The organism is Micromonospora sp. LZ34 (assembly GCF_052981855.1).
Map to the genome: position 1 here is coordinate 242,355 of NZ_JBRIQN010000004.1, position 16,569 is coordinate 258,923.

Annotated in this window: 14 protein-coding genes; 6 read left to right on the forward strand and 8 right to left on the reverse strand. The window is 73.1% G+C overall.

The window, feature by feature from the left end:
* Nucleotides 1–36 precede the first annotated feature (36 nt).
* The 6 genes from ACVCAH_RS07290 to ACVCAH_RS07315 form a co-directional block, all read right to left on the reverse strand.
* Entirely contained in the window at nt 37–1,221 is a 1,185-nt protein-coding gene (locus ACVCAH_RS07290) for an osmoprotectant NAGGN system M42 family peptidase (RefSeq protein WP_447135264.1), read from the reverse strand.
* Nucleotides 1,218–3,038: an N-acetylglutaminylglutamine synthetase gene (gene ngg, locus ACVCAH_RS07295; protein ID WP_447135265.1), complete on the reverse strand. Its 1,821-nt coding sequence runs from the start codon at nt 3,036–3,038 to the stop codon at nt 1,218–1,220. The genes ACVCAH_RS07290 and ngg overlap by 4 nt, the downstream gene beginning before the upstream one ends.
* Nucleotides 3,039–3,040: 2 nt before the next feature.
* The gene (locus ACVCAH_RS07300; RefSeq protein ID WP_447135266.1) at nt 3,041–4,825 is read right to left on the reverse strand and encodes an N-acetylglutaminylglutamine amidotransferase; all 1,785 of its coding nucleotides are present in this window, start codon (nt 4,823–4,825) and stop codon (nt 3,041–3,043) included.
* Nucleotides 4,826–5,028: 203 nt separating this feature from the next.
* Nucleotides 5,029–5,691 (reverse strand): peptide-methionine (S)-S-oxide reductase MsrA, encoded by a 663-nt coding sequence (gene msrA / locus ACVCAH_RS07305; protein WP_447135267.1) that lies wholly within the window; start codon nt 5,689–5,691, stop codon nt 5,029–5,031.
* A gap of 72 nt (nt 5,692–5,763) precedes the next feature.
* Entirely contained in the window at nt 5,764–6,726 is a 963-nt protein-coding gene (locus ACVCAH_RS07310) for a Fic family protein (protein WP_447135268.1), read from the reverse strand.
* Nucleotides 6,727–6,885: 159 nt separating this feature from the next.
* Complete coding sequence (locus tag ACVCAH_RS07315) at nt 6,886–7,305, reverse strand: HIT family protein (protein ID WP_447135269.1); 420 nt, start codon at nt 7,303–7,305, stop codon at nt 6,886–6,888.
* A gap of 85 nt (nt 7,306–7,390) precedes the next feature.
* Between ACVCAH_RS07315 and ACVCAH_RS07320 the strand changes: the two genes are divergently transcribed.
* From ACVCAH_RS07320 to ilvA, 3 genes are all read left to right on the forward strand, one after another.
* Nucleotides 7,391–8,533 (forward strand): cystathionine gamma-synthase, encoded by a 1,143-nt coding sequence (locus tag ACVCAH_RS07320; RefSeq protein ID WP_447135270.1) that lies wholly within the window; start codon nt 7,391–7,393, stop codon nt 8,531–8,533.
* Between the two features lie 16 nt (nt 8,534–8,549).
* Nucleotides 8,550–9,950: an amidase gene (locus ACVCAH_RS07325; RefSeq protein ID WP_447135271.1), complete on the forward strand. Its 1,401-nt coding sequence runs from the start codon at nt 8,550–8,552 to the stop codon at nt 9,948–9,950.
* Between the two features lie 139 nt (nt 9,951–10,089).
* Entirely contained in the window at nt 10,090–11,310 is a 1,221-nt protein-coding gene (ilvA, locus tag ACVCAH_RS07330; RefSeq protein WP_447135272.1) for a threonine ammonia-lyase, read from the forward strand.
* Between the two features lie 63 nt (nt 11,311–11,373).
* Here the strand turns inward: ilvA and greA are convergent, their stop codons facing one another.
* Both greA and ACVCAH_RS07340 read right to left on the reverse strand, forming a co-directional pair.
* Nucleotides 11,374–11,871 carry a transcription elongation factor GreA gene (gene greA / locus ACVCAH_RS07335; protein ID WP_447135273.1) on the reverse strand — a complete coding sequence of 166 codons (498 nt, stop codon included), beginning with the start codon at nt 11,869–11,871 and terminating at the stop codon, nt 11,374–11,376.
* 126 nt (nt 11,872–11,997) lie between these two features.
* Nucleotides 11,998–12,432: a DUF4307 domain-containing protein gene (locus tag ACVCAH_RS07340; RefSeq protein WP_447135274.1), complete on the reverse strand. Its 435-nt coding sequence runs from the start codon at nt 12,430–12,432 to the stop codon at nt 11,998–12,000.
* Nucleotides 12,433–12,617: 185 nt separating this feature from the next.
* On the opposite strand from ACVCAH_RS07340, the gene mca reads away from it, so the two are divergent.
* The 3 genes from mca (at nt 12,618) to ACVCAH_RS07355 (ending at nt 16,549) form a co-directional block, all read left to right on the forward strand.
* Nucleotides 12,618–13,499, forward strand: coding sequence for a mycothiol conjugate amidase Mca (gene mca, locus ACVCAH_RS07345; protein ID WP_447135275.1), 882 nt, complete (start codon nt 12,618–12,620; stop codon nt 13,497–13,499).
* Nucleotides 13,500–13,547: 48 nt separating this feature from the next.
* Entirely contained in the window at nt 13,548–13,841 is a 294-nt protein-coding gene (locus tag ACVCAH_RS07350; RefSeq protein ID WP_447135276.1) for a hypothetical protein, read from the forward strand.
* A 218-nt stretch (nt 13,842–14,059) separates the two neighbouring features.
* Entirely contained in the window at nt 14,060–16,549 is a 2,490-nt protein-coding gene (locus ACVCAH_RS07355) for an EAL domain-containing protein (protein WP_447135346.1), read from the forward strand.
* Nucleotides 16,550–16,569 lie beyond the last annotated feature (20 nt).

Consider the following 16,569-nt stretch of genomic DNA (forward strand, 5'->3'; position numbering starts at 1 on the left):
TTTCGATCACAACGCCGGCGGGAATTCCGGCCGGCCTCAGCTGGTTCCGGCGATGCCGATCGGGCCCTCGCGCGGGCCGTCCCCGGCGGCCGGCTGCACCGCCAGCGACGGGAAGTCGGCCAGGTCGCCCTCCGGTTCCGCGTCCCACTCGGGGAAGACGAGGTCGCTCTGCAGGTAGAGGCAGAGCAGTTGGGTGAGCTGGCGCAGTCCGTCGAGGTGGGTGCGTTCGTGCCCGTGGGTGGCGTCGACGCCGAAGCCGAGCAGCGCCACCCGGGCGTGCGCACCGGCCTCCACCGCCGCCGCCACGTCCGAGCGGTAGTAGTCGAAGACGTCCCGGACCAGGTGCACCCCGTGCTCGGCGGCGATCGCGGCCAGCTTGCGGGTCAGGTGGTAGTCGAACGGCCCGACCCCGTCGCCCATCGCCAGGGTGGCCGCGTCCTCGCGGGACTGCTGGCCGGGCGCGACCACCGCGGCGTCGACCGACACGATCTCCGCCACGTCCGGGTCGAGGCCGTGCGAGGCGCCGTGCCCGATCTCCTCGGTCACCGTGACCAGCAGGTGCGCGGTGACCGCCGGGCGTACGCCCGCGTCGACCAGTGCCTTGAACGCGGTCAGCACGGCGGCGACGCCGGCCTTGTCGTCGAGGTGCCGGGACTTGACGTACCCGCCGGGGGTGACCGTCGGGTTGGGCAGGAACGCCACGAAGTCGCCCGCGTCGATGCCGAGCGCCCGCAGGCCGGCGACGTCGGAGACCGGCTCGTCGACCCGTACCTCGACCTGCTCCCAGCCGATGCCCTGGGAGTCGACGCCCTCGTTGTACCGGTGCCCGCTGGCCTTGAGCGGCAGCACCTGGCCGGTGACGACCCGGTCGAGGTCGTCGGTGAAGATCCGCACGTGCGCGCCCTCGGCGAACCGGGCGCTGTGCGTGCCGATCGGCTTCAGCTCCAGCCGGCCGTTCTCCTTGAGCCGCTTCACCATCCCGCCGATGGTGTCGGTGTGCACCACGACCGCCCGGTCGGCGCCGGTCGCGCGGGGGCCGGGCAGGCAGGCGCTCAGCGCCCCGCGCCGGGTCAGCGTGGAGCCGATGCCGAGCGCGGAGAGCCGCTCGCCGACGTACTGCTGCACGTGGTCGGTACGCCCCGACGGGCTCGGGATCTCCAGCAGCTCCACCAGCACCCGGCGCAGGTAGTCCAGGTCGATCTCGAGCGGTCGCGGGCTCACGCGGCGCCTCCCGGGCGGGGTGGCGACCAGAGCCGCTGCGGGGCCCGGGTGCCGGGGAAGAGCAGGTCCACGAAGCGCTCGGCGGTCGGCTGCGGCTCGTGGTTGGCCAGGCCGGGCCGCTCGTTCGCCTCGATGAAGACGTGCTCGGGCCGGTCCGGGGCGGGCACCAGCAGGTCCAGCCCGGTGACCGGGATGTCCAGCGCCCGGCTCGCGGCCACGCACGCCTCGGCGATCACCGGGTGCAGCTCGCCGGTGACGTCGTGGATGGTGCCGCCGGTGTGCAGGTTGGCGGTACGGCGGACCACCAGCACCTGCCCCTCGGGCAGTACGTCGCGCAGGGCGTAACCGGCCTCGGCCAGCACGTCCCGGGTCAGCTCGTCGACCGGGATCCGGGACTCGCCGCCGGTGGCGGCCGCCCGGCGGCGGCTCTGCCGCTCGATCAGCTCGGCGATGTCGTGCACCCCGTCCCCGGTGATCGCGGCCGGCCGGCGCACCGCCGCGGCCACCACCTCGTGGTCGATCACGATCACCCGCAGGTCCTCGCCGGTGCGCAGCTCCTCGATCAGCACGTCCGGGCAGAACCGGGCGGCCAGCTCGACCGCGGCGGCCAGCGCCGCGGGGCTGGCCACCCCGACGGTGATGCCGTTGCCCTGCTCGCCGCGCGCCGGCTTCACCACCACCCGGCCGACCTCGGCCAGGAAGGCGGTGTCGCCGTCGTCGCCGGTGGCGGTCCGGCCGCGCGGCACGGACAGGCCGGCCTCGGCGAGGATCCGCCGGGTGACCCGCTTGTCGTCGCAGCGGCTCATCGCCACCGCCGAGGTCAGCTCCGACAGCGACTCCCGGGTGAGTACGGTCCGGCCACCGCTGGTGAGCCGCAGCTCGCCCCAGGCGGGGTCGGTCACCTCCACCCGGATGCCCCGGCGCATCGCCTCGTCGGCGACGATCTTCGCGTACGGGTTGAGCCGGTCGTAGCCCTCCGGCATGGCGGGCAGGAAGAGCCGCTCGTTGATCGGGTTCTTCCGCTTCACGCAGAGCGTGGCGGTCCGGTGGAAGCCGAGCCGCTCGTAGAGCCGGATCGCGCCGTCGTTCTCCGCCAGCACGGACAGGTCCACGTACGCCCGGCCGCGCGCGACCAACCGGGCGGCCAGTTCGGTGATCAGCACCTGCCCGGTGCCGGGCGGGGCCTGGTTGAAGTCGACGGTGAGGCACCAGAGGCTGGCGCCGCGCTCCGGGTCGTCGAAGACCGCGACGTGGTCCACGCCGGTGATCGTGCCGACGATCCCGCCCCCGGCCGCCTCGGCGACCAGGTGCAGGAAGCGGTCGGAGCGGGCGTTGTCGACCAGCACGTCGACCGGCGCGGTCACCATCCCGTTGGCCGCGTAGATCCGGTTCACCGCGTCCGCGTCGGCGGCGTCGCGCAGCGGCCGGACGCGTACCCCCGGCAGGTCGACCGGCGTGTCGGCGGCGGCCGGCCGGTCCGCGCCGAGCGGCAGCCGGTAGGTCAGCGACGGGTCGATGAAGAGCTCGTCCGGCAGCCGGGAGACCAGCACGTGCGGATCGCGCAGGTAGATGCAGATGTCCCGGGAGCCGGCCGCCTCGGAGCGCAGCACGTCGGCGACGGCGGCCTGGTCGGCGAAGGTCTGCCCGAAGACCAGCCGGCCCCAGCCGCAGTCCAACACCACGCCCGCGTCGCCGGTCGGCCGCTCGTCGGCGCCCGGCGCCACCGGGTCACCGCCGGGACCGACCCGCTCGTAGCGCCGGTTGGTGTGGCGGGCCCGGTCGGTGCGGGCCGCCCCGGTCGCGAGGGTGTCGGTCACGGTCAGTCGATTCCGTGGCTCTGGAGCCACATTTCCAGGAGTCCGAGTTGCCACAGCTTGTTTCCGTTCAGCGGGGTCAGTTCGGCGTTCGGGTCGGCGAGCAGCCCGGCGACGTAGTCGGCGCGGAACAGGTCGCGGCGGCGGGCCTCGGGAGCGGTGAGCGCGTCACGGACGCGGTCGAGGAGCTTCCCCTCCAGGTGGGTGAGGCCGGGCACCGGGAAGTACCCCTTGGGCCGGTCGATGACCTGGTGCGGGAGCACCCGGCGGCCGATCTCCTTGAGCACGCCCTTGCCGCCCTGGGCCAGCTTCAACTCTGGCGGGCAGCCGGCGGCGAGTTCGACGAACTCGTGGTCGAGGAAGGGCATCCGGGCCTCCAGCCCGTGCGCCATGGTCATGTTGTCCACCCGCTTCACCGGGTCGTCGACCAGCATCACCTGGGTGTCGATCCGCAGGCCCGCGTCGACCGCGGTCTGCGCGCCGGGCCGGGCCAGGTGCGCGGCCACGAACTCCCGCGCCGGGTCGCCGTCGGTCAGCCACGCCGGGTTCAGCACCCGGGCCAGGCCGGCCGCGTCCCGGTCGAAGAACGCCTTGGCGTACGTCTCGACGGCCCGCTCCCGGTCGACGCCGGCCAGCGGCGGGTACCAGTGGTAGCCGCCGAGGATCTCGTCCGCGCCCTGCCCGGACTGGACCACCTTCACGTGCTCCGCGACCACCTCGCTGAGCAGGTAGAACGCGACGCAGTCGTGGCTGACCATCGGTTCGGACATGGCCGCGACGGCGGCCTCCAGCGGCGGCACGAGGTCGCCGGCGGCGATCTTGATCTGGTGATGGTCGGTCTCGAAGGTCTTCGCCACCAGGTCGGAGTAGACGAACTCGTCGCCCTCCCGGCCGCCGACCGCATCGAAGCCGATGGAGAAGGTGGCGAGCCCACGCTGCCCCTGCTCGGCGAGCAAGGCGACCACCAGGCTGGAATCCAGGCCGCCGGAGAGCAGCACGCCGACCGGCACGTCGGCCACCATCCGCCGGCGTACGGCGGTGGTCAGCGACTCCAGCAGGGCGTCCTGCCAGTCCCGCTCGGACCAGCCGGCCCGCTCGGCGGAGCGGGTGAAGGCCGGGTGCCAGTAGACCCGGTCGTGACTGCGGCCGTCCGGCTCGTAGACCCGGACGGTGGCCGGGGGCAGCTTGGTCACCCCGCGCAGGATGGTGCGCGGGGGCGGCACGATGCTGTGGAAGCTCAGGTAGTGGGCGAGCGCGACCGGGTCGATGCCGGTGTCGACGCCGCCGCCGGCCAGCAGCGCGGGCAGGGTGCTGGCGAAGCGCACCACGTCCGGCGTCTCGGCCAGGTAGAGCGGCTTGATCCCGAGCCGGTCCCGGGCCAGCACCAGCCGGCCGGTGTCCCGCTCGCTGATCGCCACGGCGAACATGCCGACCAGGTGGTCGACGAAGTCGGGGCCCCACTCGGCGTACGCCTTGACCACGACCTCGCTGTCGCCGGCGGAGAAGAAGCGGTGGCCCTTGGCCGCGAGTTCCGCCCGCAGTTCGCGGTAGTTGTAGACGCAGCCGTTGAAGACGCCGGTCAGCCCGACCTCGGCGTCGACCAGCGGCTGCCCGCTCGCGGCGGAGAGGTCAATGATCTTGAGGCGTCGGTGCCCGAGGGCCGTCCGGCCCTGGGACCAGACCCCGCTGTCGTCGGGCCCTCGGTCACTCATCGTGGCCGCCATGCGCTCCACCGCCGCTACCTCGGCGCGTGAACCGTCACGGCGGAACTCACCCGCAAGTCCGCACATGCGAGCCCATGCTGCCAGAGGATGGTGCAGCTCGCCTGTTGGGACGATGACAGTCGAGTGACAGGTCCGCTAGGATGCCCGCCACTCTCGGTAACCGATGATCCCGGGCGGCGGTTCCTGTGCCGGCCGGGCCGGATGCCGGATATGTACCGGGCCTGCGGTGTGAAAAACACCGCAGGCCCGGAATCGGACTGTCAGGACGTTCAGCCGGCGGTACGCGCCACGCCGACCGGGCAGCTCAGCCCGTTCGGGCCGTGGTTGCAGTACCCGTTCGGGTTCTTCGTCGGCGCGAGGTACTGCTGGTGGTAGTCCTCCGCCAGGTAGTAGTTGCCGAGCCGGCGGATCTCCGTGGTGATCTCGCCCTTGCCGGCCCGCGCCACGATCGGCGCGAACGCGTCCCGCGACGCCTCCGCGGTGACGAGCTGCTCGTCGGTGGTCGCGTAGATCGCCGACCGGTACTGGGTGCCCACGTCGTTGCCCTGACGCATGCCCTGGGTCGGGTCGTGGTTCTCCCAGAAGACCTTGAGCAGGTCCTCGTAGCTGATCTTGCTGGGGTCGTAGACCACCTGGACCGCCTCGGTGTGCCCGGTCATCCCGGAGCAGACCTCCTCGTACGTCGGGTTCGGCGTGATGCCGCCCGCGTAGCCGGCGGAGGTGGTGAACACCCCGGGCAGGGTCCAGAACAGCCGCTCGGCGCCCCAGAAACAGCCCATCCCGAAGACGGCGACCTGCGCGCCCTCGGGGAACGGGCCCTTCAGCGGGGTGCCCAGCACCTCGTGCCGGTCGGCCACCGGCGTCGCGATCAGGCGGCCCGGCAGGGCCTGGTCCGGGGTGGGGAGTTCGGCCTTCATACGGCGCAGGAACACGTGGGACTCCTTTCGTCCTCTCCCAGCGTGCAACGCCGGCGGACCCCGCTTCCTTACCCGCCCCACCACCACTCAGCCCGGCGGGCGCCGCCTGTATCGGCTCCGCGTGTAGTCGTTCACCCATTTCCGACTGCTTCGCCAGGTACCGTCGTCGCCCTTGATCGCTCTCAGGCGCCCGCGCGCGGCCGCTACCCGGAGCGCATTCTCCGAGAGGTCGCGGGTGGCGAGCGCCGGCAGGGGAAGCAACTTCACGGGACCGGCCACGGCGGGCATGACGAATCGGTACAGGTTGGCGGTGACACTCCGGGCGATCAGTTCGCCCAGCAGGCCGGCGTCCCCGGCGTCCGCCCTTCGCATCGCGCGCAGATGCGCCTCTCGATCGCGCTTGTAGATGATCGCCGGCGGGTATCCGAGCCTGCCGAGCAAGAGACTCAACACGAGCCGTCCGGTACGACCGTTGCCGTCCAGGAAGGGATGAATGGCTTCGAACTCGTTGTGCCGGATTGCAAGACGCTCGGCCAGCGGGATCTCCGCCTCCTGGGACAGTTCGTTCGTTCTGGCCAACCAGCCATGCATTCCGGCGTCCACCTCCGGCCAGGGCGGCGGCTTCATGCCACCGGGAAAGCGGGCGATCTCGTGGCGACGGAATTGGCCGGGCCCCTCCGCGTCCGTAGCGTGTGGGTGAGGCGCGACGGTCCAGACCGGCGTCATCGCCAGGTAGTGGATGTGCCGTACCTCCTGCAGCGACAGAAGCGCTCCGGTCTGCCAGTCGCCAGGCTCGAGCGCCTGTCCATAGACCCACCTGGCCGCGTCGGCATAGCCCTTGACCTCCATGTAGTCGCGCAGCGGTTTGGCGCCGACCGCCCGGCCCTCCTCGAGGAGCTTCTCCACCTCCTGCAGGACGAGCGTGTTCCCCTCGATGGCGGTGCTGTTGTGCGCCTCCTGGTGCCAGATGTCGGACCAGATGTCCTCCGCCTCGCCGGGTGTGGGAAGACCACCCAGGCGTTCTCGCAGTTCCCGAACGGCCTCCTCCATCCGTTGGTACACCGCCGCGCGAGTGGGCCGGCCCGGTCCGGACATCGTTCAGGCTCCAAAGTTGTTCGGGAAGAGAAAATTTAACTGTACCGAACAAAAGCCCCTGTTTTGTTCGCCACGCTCGGGAGAACTGTTCCGAACAACAACCGGGCGGCAACGTCAGGCCGGGGCGAGCGCAGCCCTGATTCGCGCCGCGTACTCCATGGCCTCCTCGTCGTCGGCGTAGCGGGTGCGGGGCCAGAAGAAGCCGCGCAGTCCGTCCCCCTTGGTCCGCGGAACCACGTGGGTGTGCAGGTGCGGCACGGACTGGGACACCTTGTTGTTCATCGCCACGAACGTCCCGCCGGCCCCCAGACCGGTCTCGACGGCCCCCGCGATCCGCCGCACCAGGCCGAAGTAGCCGGCGAGCGCGTCGGCCGGCAGGTCGGCCAGGGTGACCAGGTGGGTGCGGGGCACCACGAGCACGTGCCCCTTGAAGACCGGCCGGGTGTCCAGGAACGCGACCCCGTCCGGCTCGTCGGTGACCCGGAACGCCGGGACCTCGCCCGCCACGATCCCGCAGAACACGCACCCGCTCATCCCGGCAGGGTAACCGGGTGCCCGGGTCGCCGAGGGCAGCGCGGGTTGCGGCGCCGCGCCCGGCTCCGGGGGCTAGCCTCACGGGATGAGTCACGGCTTCGAGACGCTCGCCATCCACGCCGGTCAGGACCCCGAGGCCCGCACCGGCGCGGTGATCCCACCGATCTACCAGACCAGCACCTACGCCCAGGACGCCGTCGGCGCGCCCCGGCAGGGCTACGAGTACAGCCGCTCCGGCAACCCGACCCGCGACGCGCTCCAGGAGTGCCTCGCCGCGCTGGAGGGCGGTCCGGTCGGGCTCGCCTTCGCCAGTGGCCTGGCCGCCGAGGACACCCTGCTGCGGACGGTCTGCAAGCCGGGTGACCACGTGGTGATCCCGGACGACGCGTACGGCGGCACGTACCGGCTCTTCGCCCGGGTCGCCCAGCGGTGGGGGCTGGACTTCACCCCGGCCAAGGTCTCCGACCCGGACGCCATCCGGGCCGCCGTCCAGCCCGGACGGACGAAGATCGTCTGGTTGGAGACGCCGACCAACCCGCTGCTCGGCATCGCCGACATCGCCGCGCTGGCCGCCGTCGCGCACGACGCGGGCGCCCTGCTGGTGGTCGACAACACCTTCGCGTCGCCGTACCTGCAGCAGCCCATCGCGCACGGCGCGGACGTGGTGGTGCACTCCACCACCAAGTACATCGGCGGCCACTCCGACGTGGTCGGTGGGGCGCTGGTCGCGGCCGACGCCGGGCTCGGCGAGGAACTGCGCTACCACCAGAACGCGATGGGCGCGATCAACGGGCCGTTCGACGCCTGGCTCACCCTGCGCGGGATCAAGACCCTGGGCGTACGGATGGACCGGCACTGCGACAACGCCGAGCGGATCGCCGCGTACCTGGACGGGCACGCCAAGGTGGCCCAGGTCATCTACCCGGGCCTGCCCGCGCACCCCGGCCACGAGGTGGCCGCGAAGCAGATGCGCCGGTTCGGCGGCATGATCTCGTTCCGGGCCGCCGGCGGCGAGGACCACGCGGTGGAGATCTGCAACCGGGCGAAGCTCTTCGTGCTCGCCGAGTCGCTCGGCGGGGTGGAATCCCTGATCGAGCACCCGGGCCGGATGACACACGCAAGTGCCGCCGGCTCGCCGCTTGAAGTTCCCGGCGATCTCGTGCGACTGTCTGTCGGCATCGAGACGGTCGACGACCTGCTCGCCGATCTGGAGCAGGCGCTGGGCTGACCGCTGGCTGGGGAGGGTGGCCGTGCAGGACATCATGCCGACCTGGGTGGGGGCGACCGCCAAGCAGATCGCCCGCGGCGTACGCCGGGGCGACGTCTCCGCCACCCAGGTGGTCGCCGACCACCTCGACCACATCGCCCGGGCCGACGCCGACCTCGCCGCGTTCCGCGCGGTGCGCGGCGGGGAGGCGATCACCGAGGCGGAGAAGGTCGACGAGCAGGAGGACCTCGCCAACCTGCCGCTGGCCGGGGTGCCGGTGGCGGTCAAGGAGAACACCCCGGTCGCCGGGCTGCCCACCTGGAACGGGTCGGCCGCGGTGCGTACCCCGGTGGCGGAGGCCGACCACGAGGTGGTCCGCCGGCTGCGCGGGGCCGGCGCGGTGATCCTCGGGGTGACCCGGATGCCGGAGCTCGGCCTCTGGGGCCTCACTGACGACGAAACCGCGGTGACCCGCAACCCCTGGGACACCGGCCGCACCCCCGGCGGGTCCTCGGGCGGCGCGGCCGCCGCGGTCGCCGCCGGCCTGGTGCCGATCGCGCACGCCAACGACGGCCTCGGCTCGATCCGCATCCCCGCCGCCTGCTGCGGTCTGATCGGGCTCAAGCCCGGCCGGGGCGTGGTTCCCTGCCAGCTCGGCGCGGAGGACTGGTTCGGTCTCACCGAGCACGGCATCCTGGCCACCACCGTCGCCGACGCGGCGGTCGGCTTCTCGGTGCTGGCCGGTCGCCGGCCCGAGAAGCTGGTTCCGCCGCAGCGGCTGCGGGTCGGCGTCTCGCTCCGCTCGCCGGTGCGCGGGGTCCGTCCCGACCAGCCCAACCGGGACGCGGTCGCCGCCGCCGGCCGGCTGCTCGCCGCGGCCGGCCACGACACCGTCCCCGCCGACCCGGTCTACCCGGCCGCGCTCGGCCTGCAGGGGATCGCCACCTGGTTCGCCGCGGCGGCCGCCGACGCGCGGGCCGCCGGCCTGGACCGGCGCAGCCTGCAACGCCGCAGCCGGCGGCACGTCGCCCTCGGCGAGTGGGCGCAGCGGCGCGGGTACGTGCGGGAGGCCGACCGGGTCGCCTGGCGGGAGCGGTCCATCGGTTTCTTCACCGACCACTCGGTGGACCTGCTGCTCACTCCGGCGCTGGCCGCCTCGCCGCCGGAGGCCGCGAGCTGGTCCGGCCGGTCCTGGCGGGCGAACATGGTGGCGAACATCCGCTACGCCCCCTATGCGGCGCCGTGGAACATCGCCGGCCTGCCCGCGCTGGTGGTGCCAGTCGGCCGCCGCCCGGACGGGCTGCCGGTGGCGGTGCAGCTGGTCGGCCCGCCCGGCTCGGAGCTGCTGCTGCTCGGCGTGGCCGGCCAGTTCGAGATGGAGGCCCCCTGGTCCCGCCACGCCCCCGGCTACCCCCAGGTCCCCGTCACCGCCATCTGACCTCACCGATCTTGCAGTTCCCCCTCGGCAAACCGGGGCAGACGGTGCGTTTTGTGGGCCACAAGTGCAAGATCGCGGAGACGTAGCGGCGCGGGGCGTCGGTGGTGGTGGGCGGGGTGGCGGGTGGCACGATCGGGGCATGACGGAACTGGTCGGTCTCGCCGACGTACGGGCCGCGCGGGACCTGCTCGCCGGCGTCACCCGCACCACGCCGCTGGAGCCCTCCCGCCCGCTGAGCGCGGTGCTGGGCGGCCCGGCCTGGCTCAAGTGCGAGAACCTCCAGCGGGCCGGTTCGTACAAGGTGCGCGGCGCGTACGTGCGGATCTGCCGGCTGTCGGAGGCGGAGCGGGCCAGCGGCGTGGTCGCGGCGAGCGCCGGCAACCACGCCCAGGGTGTCGCGCTCGCCGCCGGGCTGGTCGGCACGCACGCGACCGTCTTCATGCCGGTGAACGCGCCGCTGCCGAAGGTGGCGGCCACCAAGGGGTACGGCGCCCAGGTCGAACTGGTCGGCAACAACGTCGACGAGGCGCTGGTGGCGGCGCAGACCTTCGCCGAGCGCACCGGCGCGGTGCTGATCCACCCGTTCGACCACCGGGACGTGATCGCCGGCCAGGGCACCGTGGCGCTGGAGATCCTGGAACAGTGCCCGGACGTCAAGACGATCATCACCGGGGTCGGCGGCGGTGGGCTGATCTCGGGCATGGCGGTCGCGGCCAAGGCGCTGCGCCCGGACGTACGGGTGATCGGGGTACAGGCGGCCGGCGCGGCGGCCTTCCCGCCCTCGCTCGCCGCGGGTGAGCCGGTCCGACTGCCCGCGTTCGCGACCATCGCGGACGGCATCGCGGTGGGCCGGCCGGGGGAGATCACCTTCACCCACGTCCGCAAGCTGGTCGACGAGGTCGTGACCGTCTCCGAGGAGGACATCTCCCGGGCGCTGCTGATGCTGCTGGAACGGGGCAAGCAGGTGGTGGAGCCGGCCGGCGCGGTCGGGGTGGCCGCACTGCTGGCCGGCGCGGTGGAGGTCGAGGCGCCGGTGGTGGCGGTGCTCTCCGGCGGCAACATCGACCCGCTGCTGATGCTGCGGGTGATCGAGCACGGCCTGGCCGCCGCCGGCCGCTATCTGCGGTTCACCGTGCGCTGCTCGGACCGGCCCGGCCAGCTCGCCTCGCTGCTCGGCGAGATCGCCGAGCACCGGGCGAACGTGGTGGACGTCGAGCACCAGCGGGCCAACCCGCACCTGCGGCTCGGCGAGGTGGAGGTGGCGTTGTCGGTGGAGACCCGGGGGGTGGAGCACTCCGACACGCTGATCAGCGCGCTGCGGGCCAGCGGCTACCAGGTGGTCTTCGCGGCCGAGGCGTGACACCGCCGGTGCCACGCCTCGGTCCTGCGCGATGCCGCCGGGCGCGGTGCGCCCGGTCGGGGTTCAGCCGGAGAACGGCTCGAAGCTGACCACTGTCACCTTGATGTCGGCGCCGCTGGGCGCCGTGTAGGTGCAGGTCTGGCCGGCCCGTCCACCCAGGATCGCCTTGCCGAGCGCGGACTCGGGGCTGTAGACCGTCAGGTCGGTGGTCGACGCGATCTCCCGGGACCCGAGCAGGAAGGTCTCGGTGTCGTCCTTGTCGTCGTCGAAGTAGATGGTCACGACCATGCCGGGTGCCACCGCGTCGGCGGACGGCGCCTCGCCGACCTTGGCAGTGCGCAGCAGCTCCTGGAGGTAGCGGATGCGCCCTTCCGCCTTGCCCTGCTCCTCGCGGGCGGCGTGGTAGCCACCGTTCTCCCGCAGGTCGCCCTCCTCCCGCCGAGCGTTGATCTCGGCGGCGATGACCGGTCGGTTCGCGATGTGCTCGTCGAGCTCGGCCTTCAGGCGGTCGTAAGCGTCCTGGGACAGCCAGGTGGCGGGCGCCTCGTTGCCGTTGGACACAGGCGATCTCCTCAGATGTGCGTGGCTGGCTGACAGGTGAACTTCCAAGTTACCAGTGCGGTACGACACGGGGTGTCGCTGATCACCACCCGTGCCCGTTCCGGGCACCGGCGGTGCGCCGGCCGCTCAGGCGGCCGGCCGGCAGCGCAGCACCTCGCCGATGAACGGCCGTGCGCTGGTCACCAGGCGGTGCCGGGTGGTGACGTGCCGCTCGCCGGACGGCGCGGACACGGTCACCTCCTCGCGGGCCACCTCGGCGCCGGCGCGGTCCCGGGCGCGCAGCACGCAGACCGCCGATCCGCCGTCCGGCACGGTCACCCGGAAGTCGACCAGCACCTGGGTGTCCGTGATGCCCGTGTACGTGATCACCTGGGCCTTGTAGTTCGGATCGCCGTACTGCCGGTAGAGCCGGACCGTGACCAGGCCGAGCAGCGCCACCAGGACCACCGCCAGCAGCGCCGCCAGCAGCGGCCGGCGGCGGCCGGGCTCGCGGCGGCGGCCGTACCTCCCGGGCGGGAATACGGGCGTGCCCGGCGGGATTGTGGCGTGCGTCTCGGTCACCGGCGGGTATCTCCTGGCGTTGTTGTCGGCGGCATCCGCAAGAATGGGAGTTCATCCTCCCGGTCCGGCTTCGGTGTCAAGGATGACACTTCGGTGCCGACGGTCTCCGGGCCGGGCAGGATTTCGGCAGGTCAGCAGAGCGGCCCGGGTCGGGCCCGCGGCTGGGCACAGACGAGGAGCGCACGTTGGCAGAGCAACTGCGACTCATGGCCGTCCACGCGCACCCGGACGACGAGTCGAGCAAGGGCGCCGCGACCATGGCGAAGTACGTCGCCGAGGGGGTGGACGTCCTGGTCGTGACGTGCACCGGCGGTGAGCGCGGCAGCGTGCTCAACCCGAAGCTCGACCGGCCGGACGTCTGGGCCAACATCGGCGACATCCGCCGCGCCGAGATGGACGCCGCCCGGGCGATCCTCGGCGTCGAGCAGGCCTGGCTGGGCTTCGTCGACTCCGGCCTGCCCGAGGGCGACCCGCTGCCGCCGCTGCCCGAGGGCTGCTTCGCCCTGCAGGACGTCGAGGTGGCCGCCGGGCCGCTGGTGCGCCTGATGCGCGAGTTCCGTCCGCACGTCGTCACCACGTACGACGAGGAGGGCGGCTACCCGCACCCCGACCACATCATGTGCCACAAGGTCAGCGTGGCCGCCTTCGAGGCCGCCGGCGACCCGGAGCGCTACCCGGAACTGGGCGCGCCGTGGCAGCCGCTCAAGCTCTACTACGACGTCGGGTTCTCCAAGGGCAAGATCATGGCGCTGCACGAGGCGATGCTGGCCGCCGGCCTGGAGTCGCCCTACCAGGAGTGGCTCGAGCGCTGGGAGGACCGGCCCGACAAGGGCAGCCGGATCACCACCCGGGTCGAATGCGCCGAATACTTCCCGGTCCGCGACGACGCCCTGCGCGCCCATGCCACCCAGGTCGACCCGGACGGCTTCTGGTTCCACGTCCCCATGGAGCTCCAGCGGCGCGCCTGGCCCACCGAGGACTTCCAGCTCGCCCGGTCGATGGTCGACAGCCCGCTGCCCGAGTCGGACCTCTTCGCCGGGGTGCGCGAGACGGTACATGCCCGCTGACCGGGCGCGGCGCTACGCTGGGGGCCAGTCGCACATCGGAGGAACGCCATGCTGACCGCTGCCCAGGTGCTCGCGGAGAACAACTTCGGGGACACCCGCACGGGTGGCCTGGCCGGCCCGATGGGTCTCCTCCTCATCCTGCTGCTGGGCACCGCAACCGTCCTGTTGATCCGCAACATGAACGCTCGGCTGCGCCGGCTGCCGGACCGGTTCCCCGCGCAGGCGCAGTCGGCCGAGCCGGGCCGGGCGGACGCCGCAGTCGTCGATCCGACAGACGGGACCGGCTCGCAGGATTCATCCACGAACGCTCCCAACGGGCGTCAGCAGGACCGCAACGGCTAGTCCCCGCATGATTCACGCCGAACCGGGTCGTCGCCCCCTGTTGCGACCACCGGGTTTGGCTTAGCCTTCCGCCGGGGGGACCACGCGTCCCCGAGCCGTGCGCGGGAGGGGGCGCCGATGACCGACACAGTCGCGGCTGCCCGCCGTACCGTCCGGCGGCCGACGGGAGGGGGTCGGTGACCTCCGACCGGGCCGGCGAGCAGTTCGACCGGCTCGGAATCCGCGGCACGCCGCCGCGGGTCCTCCTGCTCACCGCCGCCGTCGCCCTGACCGCGCTGGTCGCCGCCACGGTGGGGCTGACCCTGCCGACCCGGCTGCCGGCCGACGATCCGCTCGGCGGCCCCGCCCGGTTCGGCGTCGCGGTCGCCGTGCTCGCCCTCGCCCAGCTGGCCCGGCTGCGGTTCCGCACCGCCGCCGGCATGGTGAGCATCACCTGGGGCGAGGCCGCGCTGATCATCTGCCTCTACCTGGTGCCGGCCGGCTGGCTTCCGGCCGCCACCCTGCTCGGCGCGGGGCTGGCCTGGTCGGCGATCTCGCTGTTCGGCGAGCGCCGCGGCGCGCTCGAGGTGGTGCGCATCGCGGTGTCGCTCACCGCCGCCACCGCGCTGGCCGTGTCGGTCACCACCGCGCTCGGCCAGCCGCTGCTGACCGCGCCCACCCCGGCGCTCGCGCTCGCCGTGGTCGCCGGCTCGGTCACCTACCTGCTCGCCACCGCCTGGCTGGGTGGGGTGACCCTGGCGCTGCGGCACGGCGTCCCGATCGGGCCGCCCCTGCTCGCCGCGCTCCGCGGCAAGCTGCTGATGTTCGTCGGCAACGTCGCCGTCGGCCTGATCGTGGTGACCCTGCTGGAGATCGACGCGCGCTGGCTGCTGTTGCTCCCGCCGCCGCTCTGGCTGCTCCAGCAGACCTACCGGCACCGGCTCCGGGCCGACCAGGAGCGGCGCACCTGGCGGGCGTTCGCCGAGGCCACCGCCGCGCTGAACCAGCTCGACGAGCGGGGGGTGGCCACCGCGGCGGTGACCGGCGCGCTGACCCTTTTCAACGCCGAGCTGATCGACGTCGACGTGGCCCGGGGCGACGGCCGGTGGCACCGCTACCGGGGCGACGCGGCCGGTCAGGTGGTCGACCGCGAGGTCGACCCGCCCGGCCGTGCCGAACCGGACGAGCACGAGCTGGTCCGCACCCTGACCGTGGGCACCGCCCGGGTCGGCGAACTACGGGTCCGGTTCCCCCGGTCGGCGCCGCCGAGCGTCCGGGAGCGCGACGCGGTGGCCGCCTTCGGCGATGCCCTGGCCGCCGCGCTGCACGACGCCGCGACCCACCGGGAGCTGCGGCTGGTCACCGCCCGATCGTCGTACGAGGCGGTGCACGACCAGCTCACCGGCCTGGTCAACCGGGCGGCCATGCTCAGCAAGGGCGACCAGGCGCTGCGGCAGCTCGCGCACGACCACCCGGTGGCGCTGCTGCTGCTGGACATCAACCAGTTCAAGGAGGTCAACGACACCCTCGGGCACGCGGCCGGCGACCAGCTGCTGCGGCTGACCGCCAACCGGCTGGGCACCCTGGCCCGCTCCGGCGACCTGCTCGGGCGGCTCGGCGGCGACGAGTTCGCGCTGCTGCTGACCTCGGTCCCGGTGGTCGGCGGCCGGACCGCGCCGATGGCGTACGCGCTGCGCCAGGCCCGCGAGATCGCCGAGCGGCTGGCCGCCCCGACCGAGGTGGCCGGGGTGCGGATGTCCGTGGAGGTCTCCGTCGGCGTGGTGGTCGCCGACGCCGGCACCGCCGACCTGACCGAGTTGCTGCGCCGGGCCGACATCGCGATGTACCAGGCCAAGGATGGCGGCGGCAGCGTCGCCGCGTACGACTCGGCCCGGGACGCGGCCAGCACCGACCAGCTGGCCCTGCTGGCCGAGCTGCGCGAGGCGCTGGCCGCCGACGACCAGCTGGTGCTGGCGTTGCAGCCGGCGGTGGACCTCACCACCGGGGCGCCGACCGGGGTGGAGGCGCTGATCCGCTGGCGCCACCCGCGCCGCGGCTGGCTCGGCCCGGTCGACTTCATCCGCCCCGTGGAGAACAGCGAGCAGCTCGGCACCTTCACCCGCTACGTGCTGGACAAGGCGCTCTCGGTGGCCGCCGAGTGGGCCCGCGAAGGGCTGGACGTGCCGATCTCGGTGAACCTCTCGGCGCGCAGCCTGCTCGACCCGCGGCTGCCCACCGAGATCGCCGAGGCGCTGCGCCGGCACCAGGTCCCGCCGCAGCGGCTGGTCCTGGAGATCACCGAGACCGTGGTGATGAGCGAACTCGAGGTGATCGACGAGGTGCTCGCCACCCTCCGGTCGATGGGTGTGCAGCTCGCCGTGGACGACTTCGGCACCGGCTTCTCCTCGCTCACCTTCCTGACCCGGATCGCGGTGGACGAGTTGAAGGTGGACCGTTCCTTCGTGATCCGGATGGTGGAATCGCCGGAGGCGGCGGCGATCGTCCGGACCACCGTCGGGCTCGCCCACGAGCTGGGGTTGCGGGTGGTCGCCGAGGGGGTGGAGACCGCCGAGCAGCGGATCGCCCTGGCCGAGCTGGGCTGCACCGCCGCCCAGGGCTACCACTTCTTCAAGCCGATGCCGGCCGACAAGATCGGCGCCGTCCTCGGCACCCTCCTCGACGAGGCCCGCCCGAACGTCTTCCCGCTCCGCGCCGACGACGCCTCCTGACCGGCGGGCGGTCCCGACGG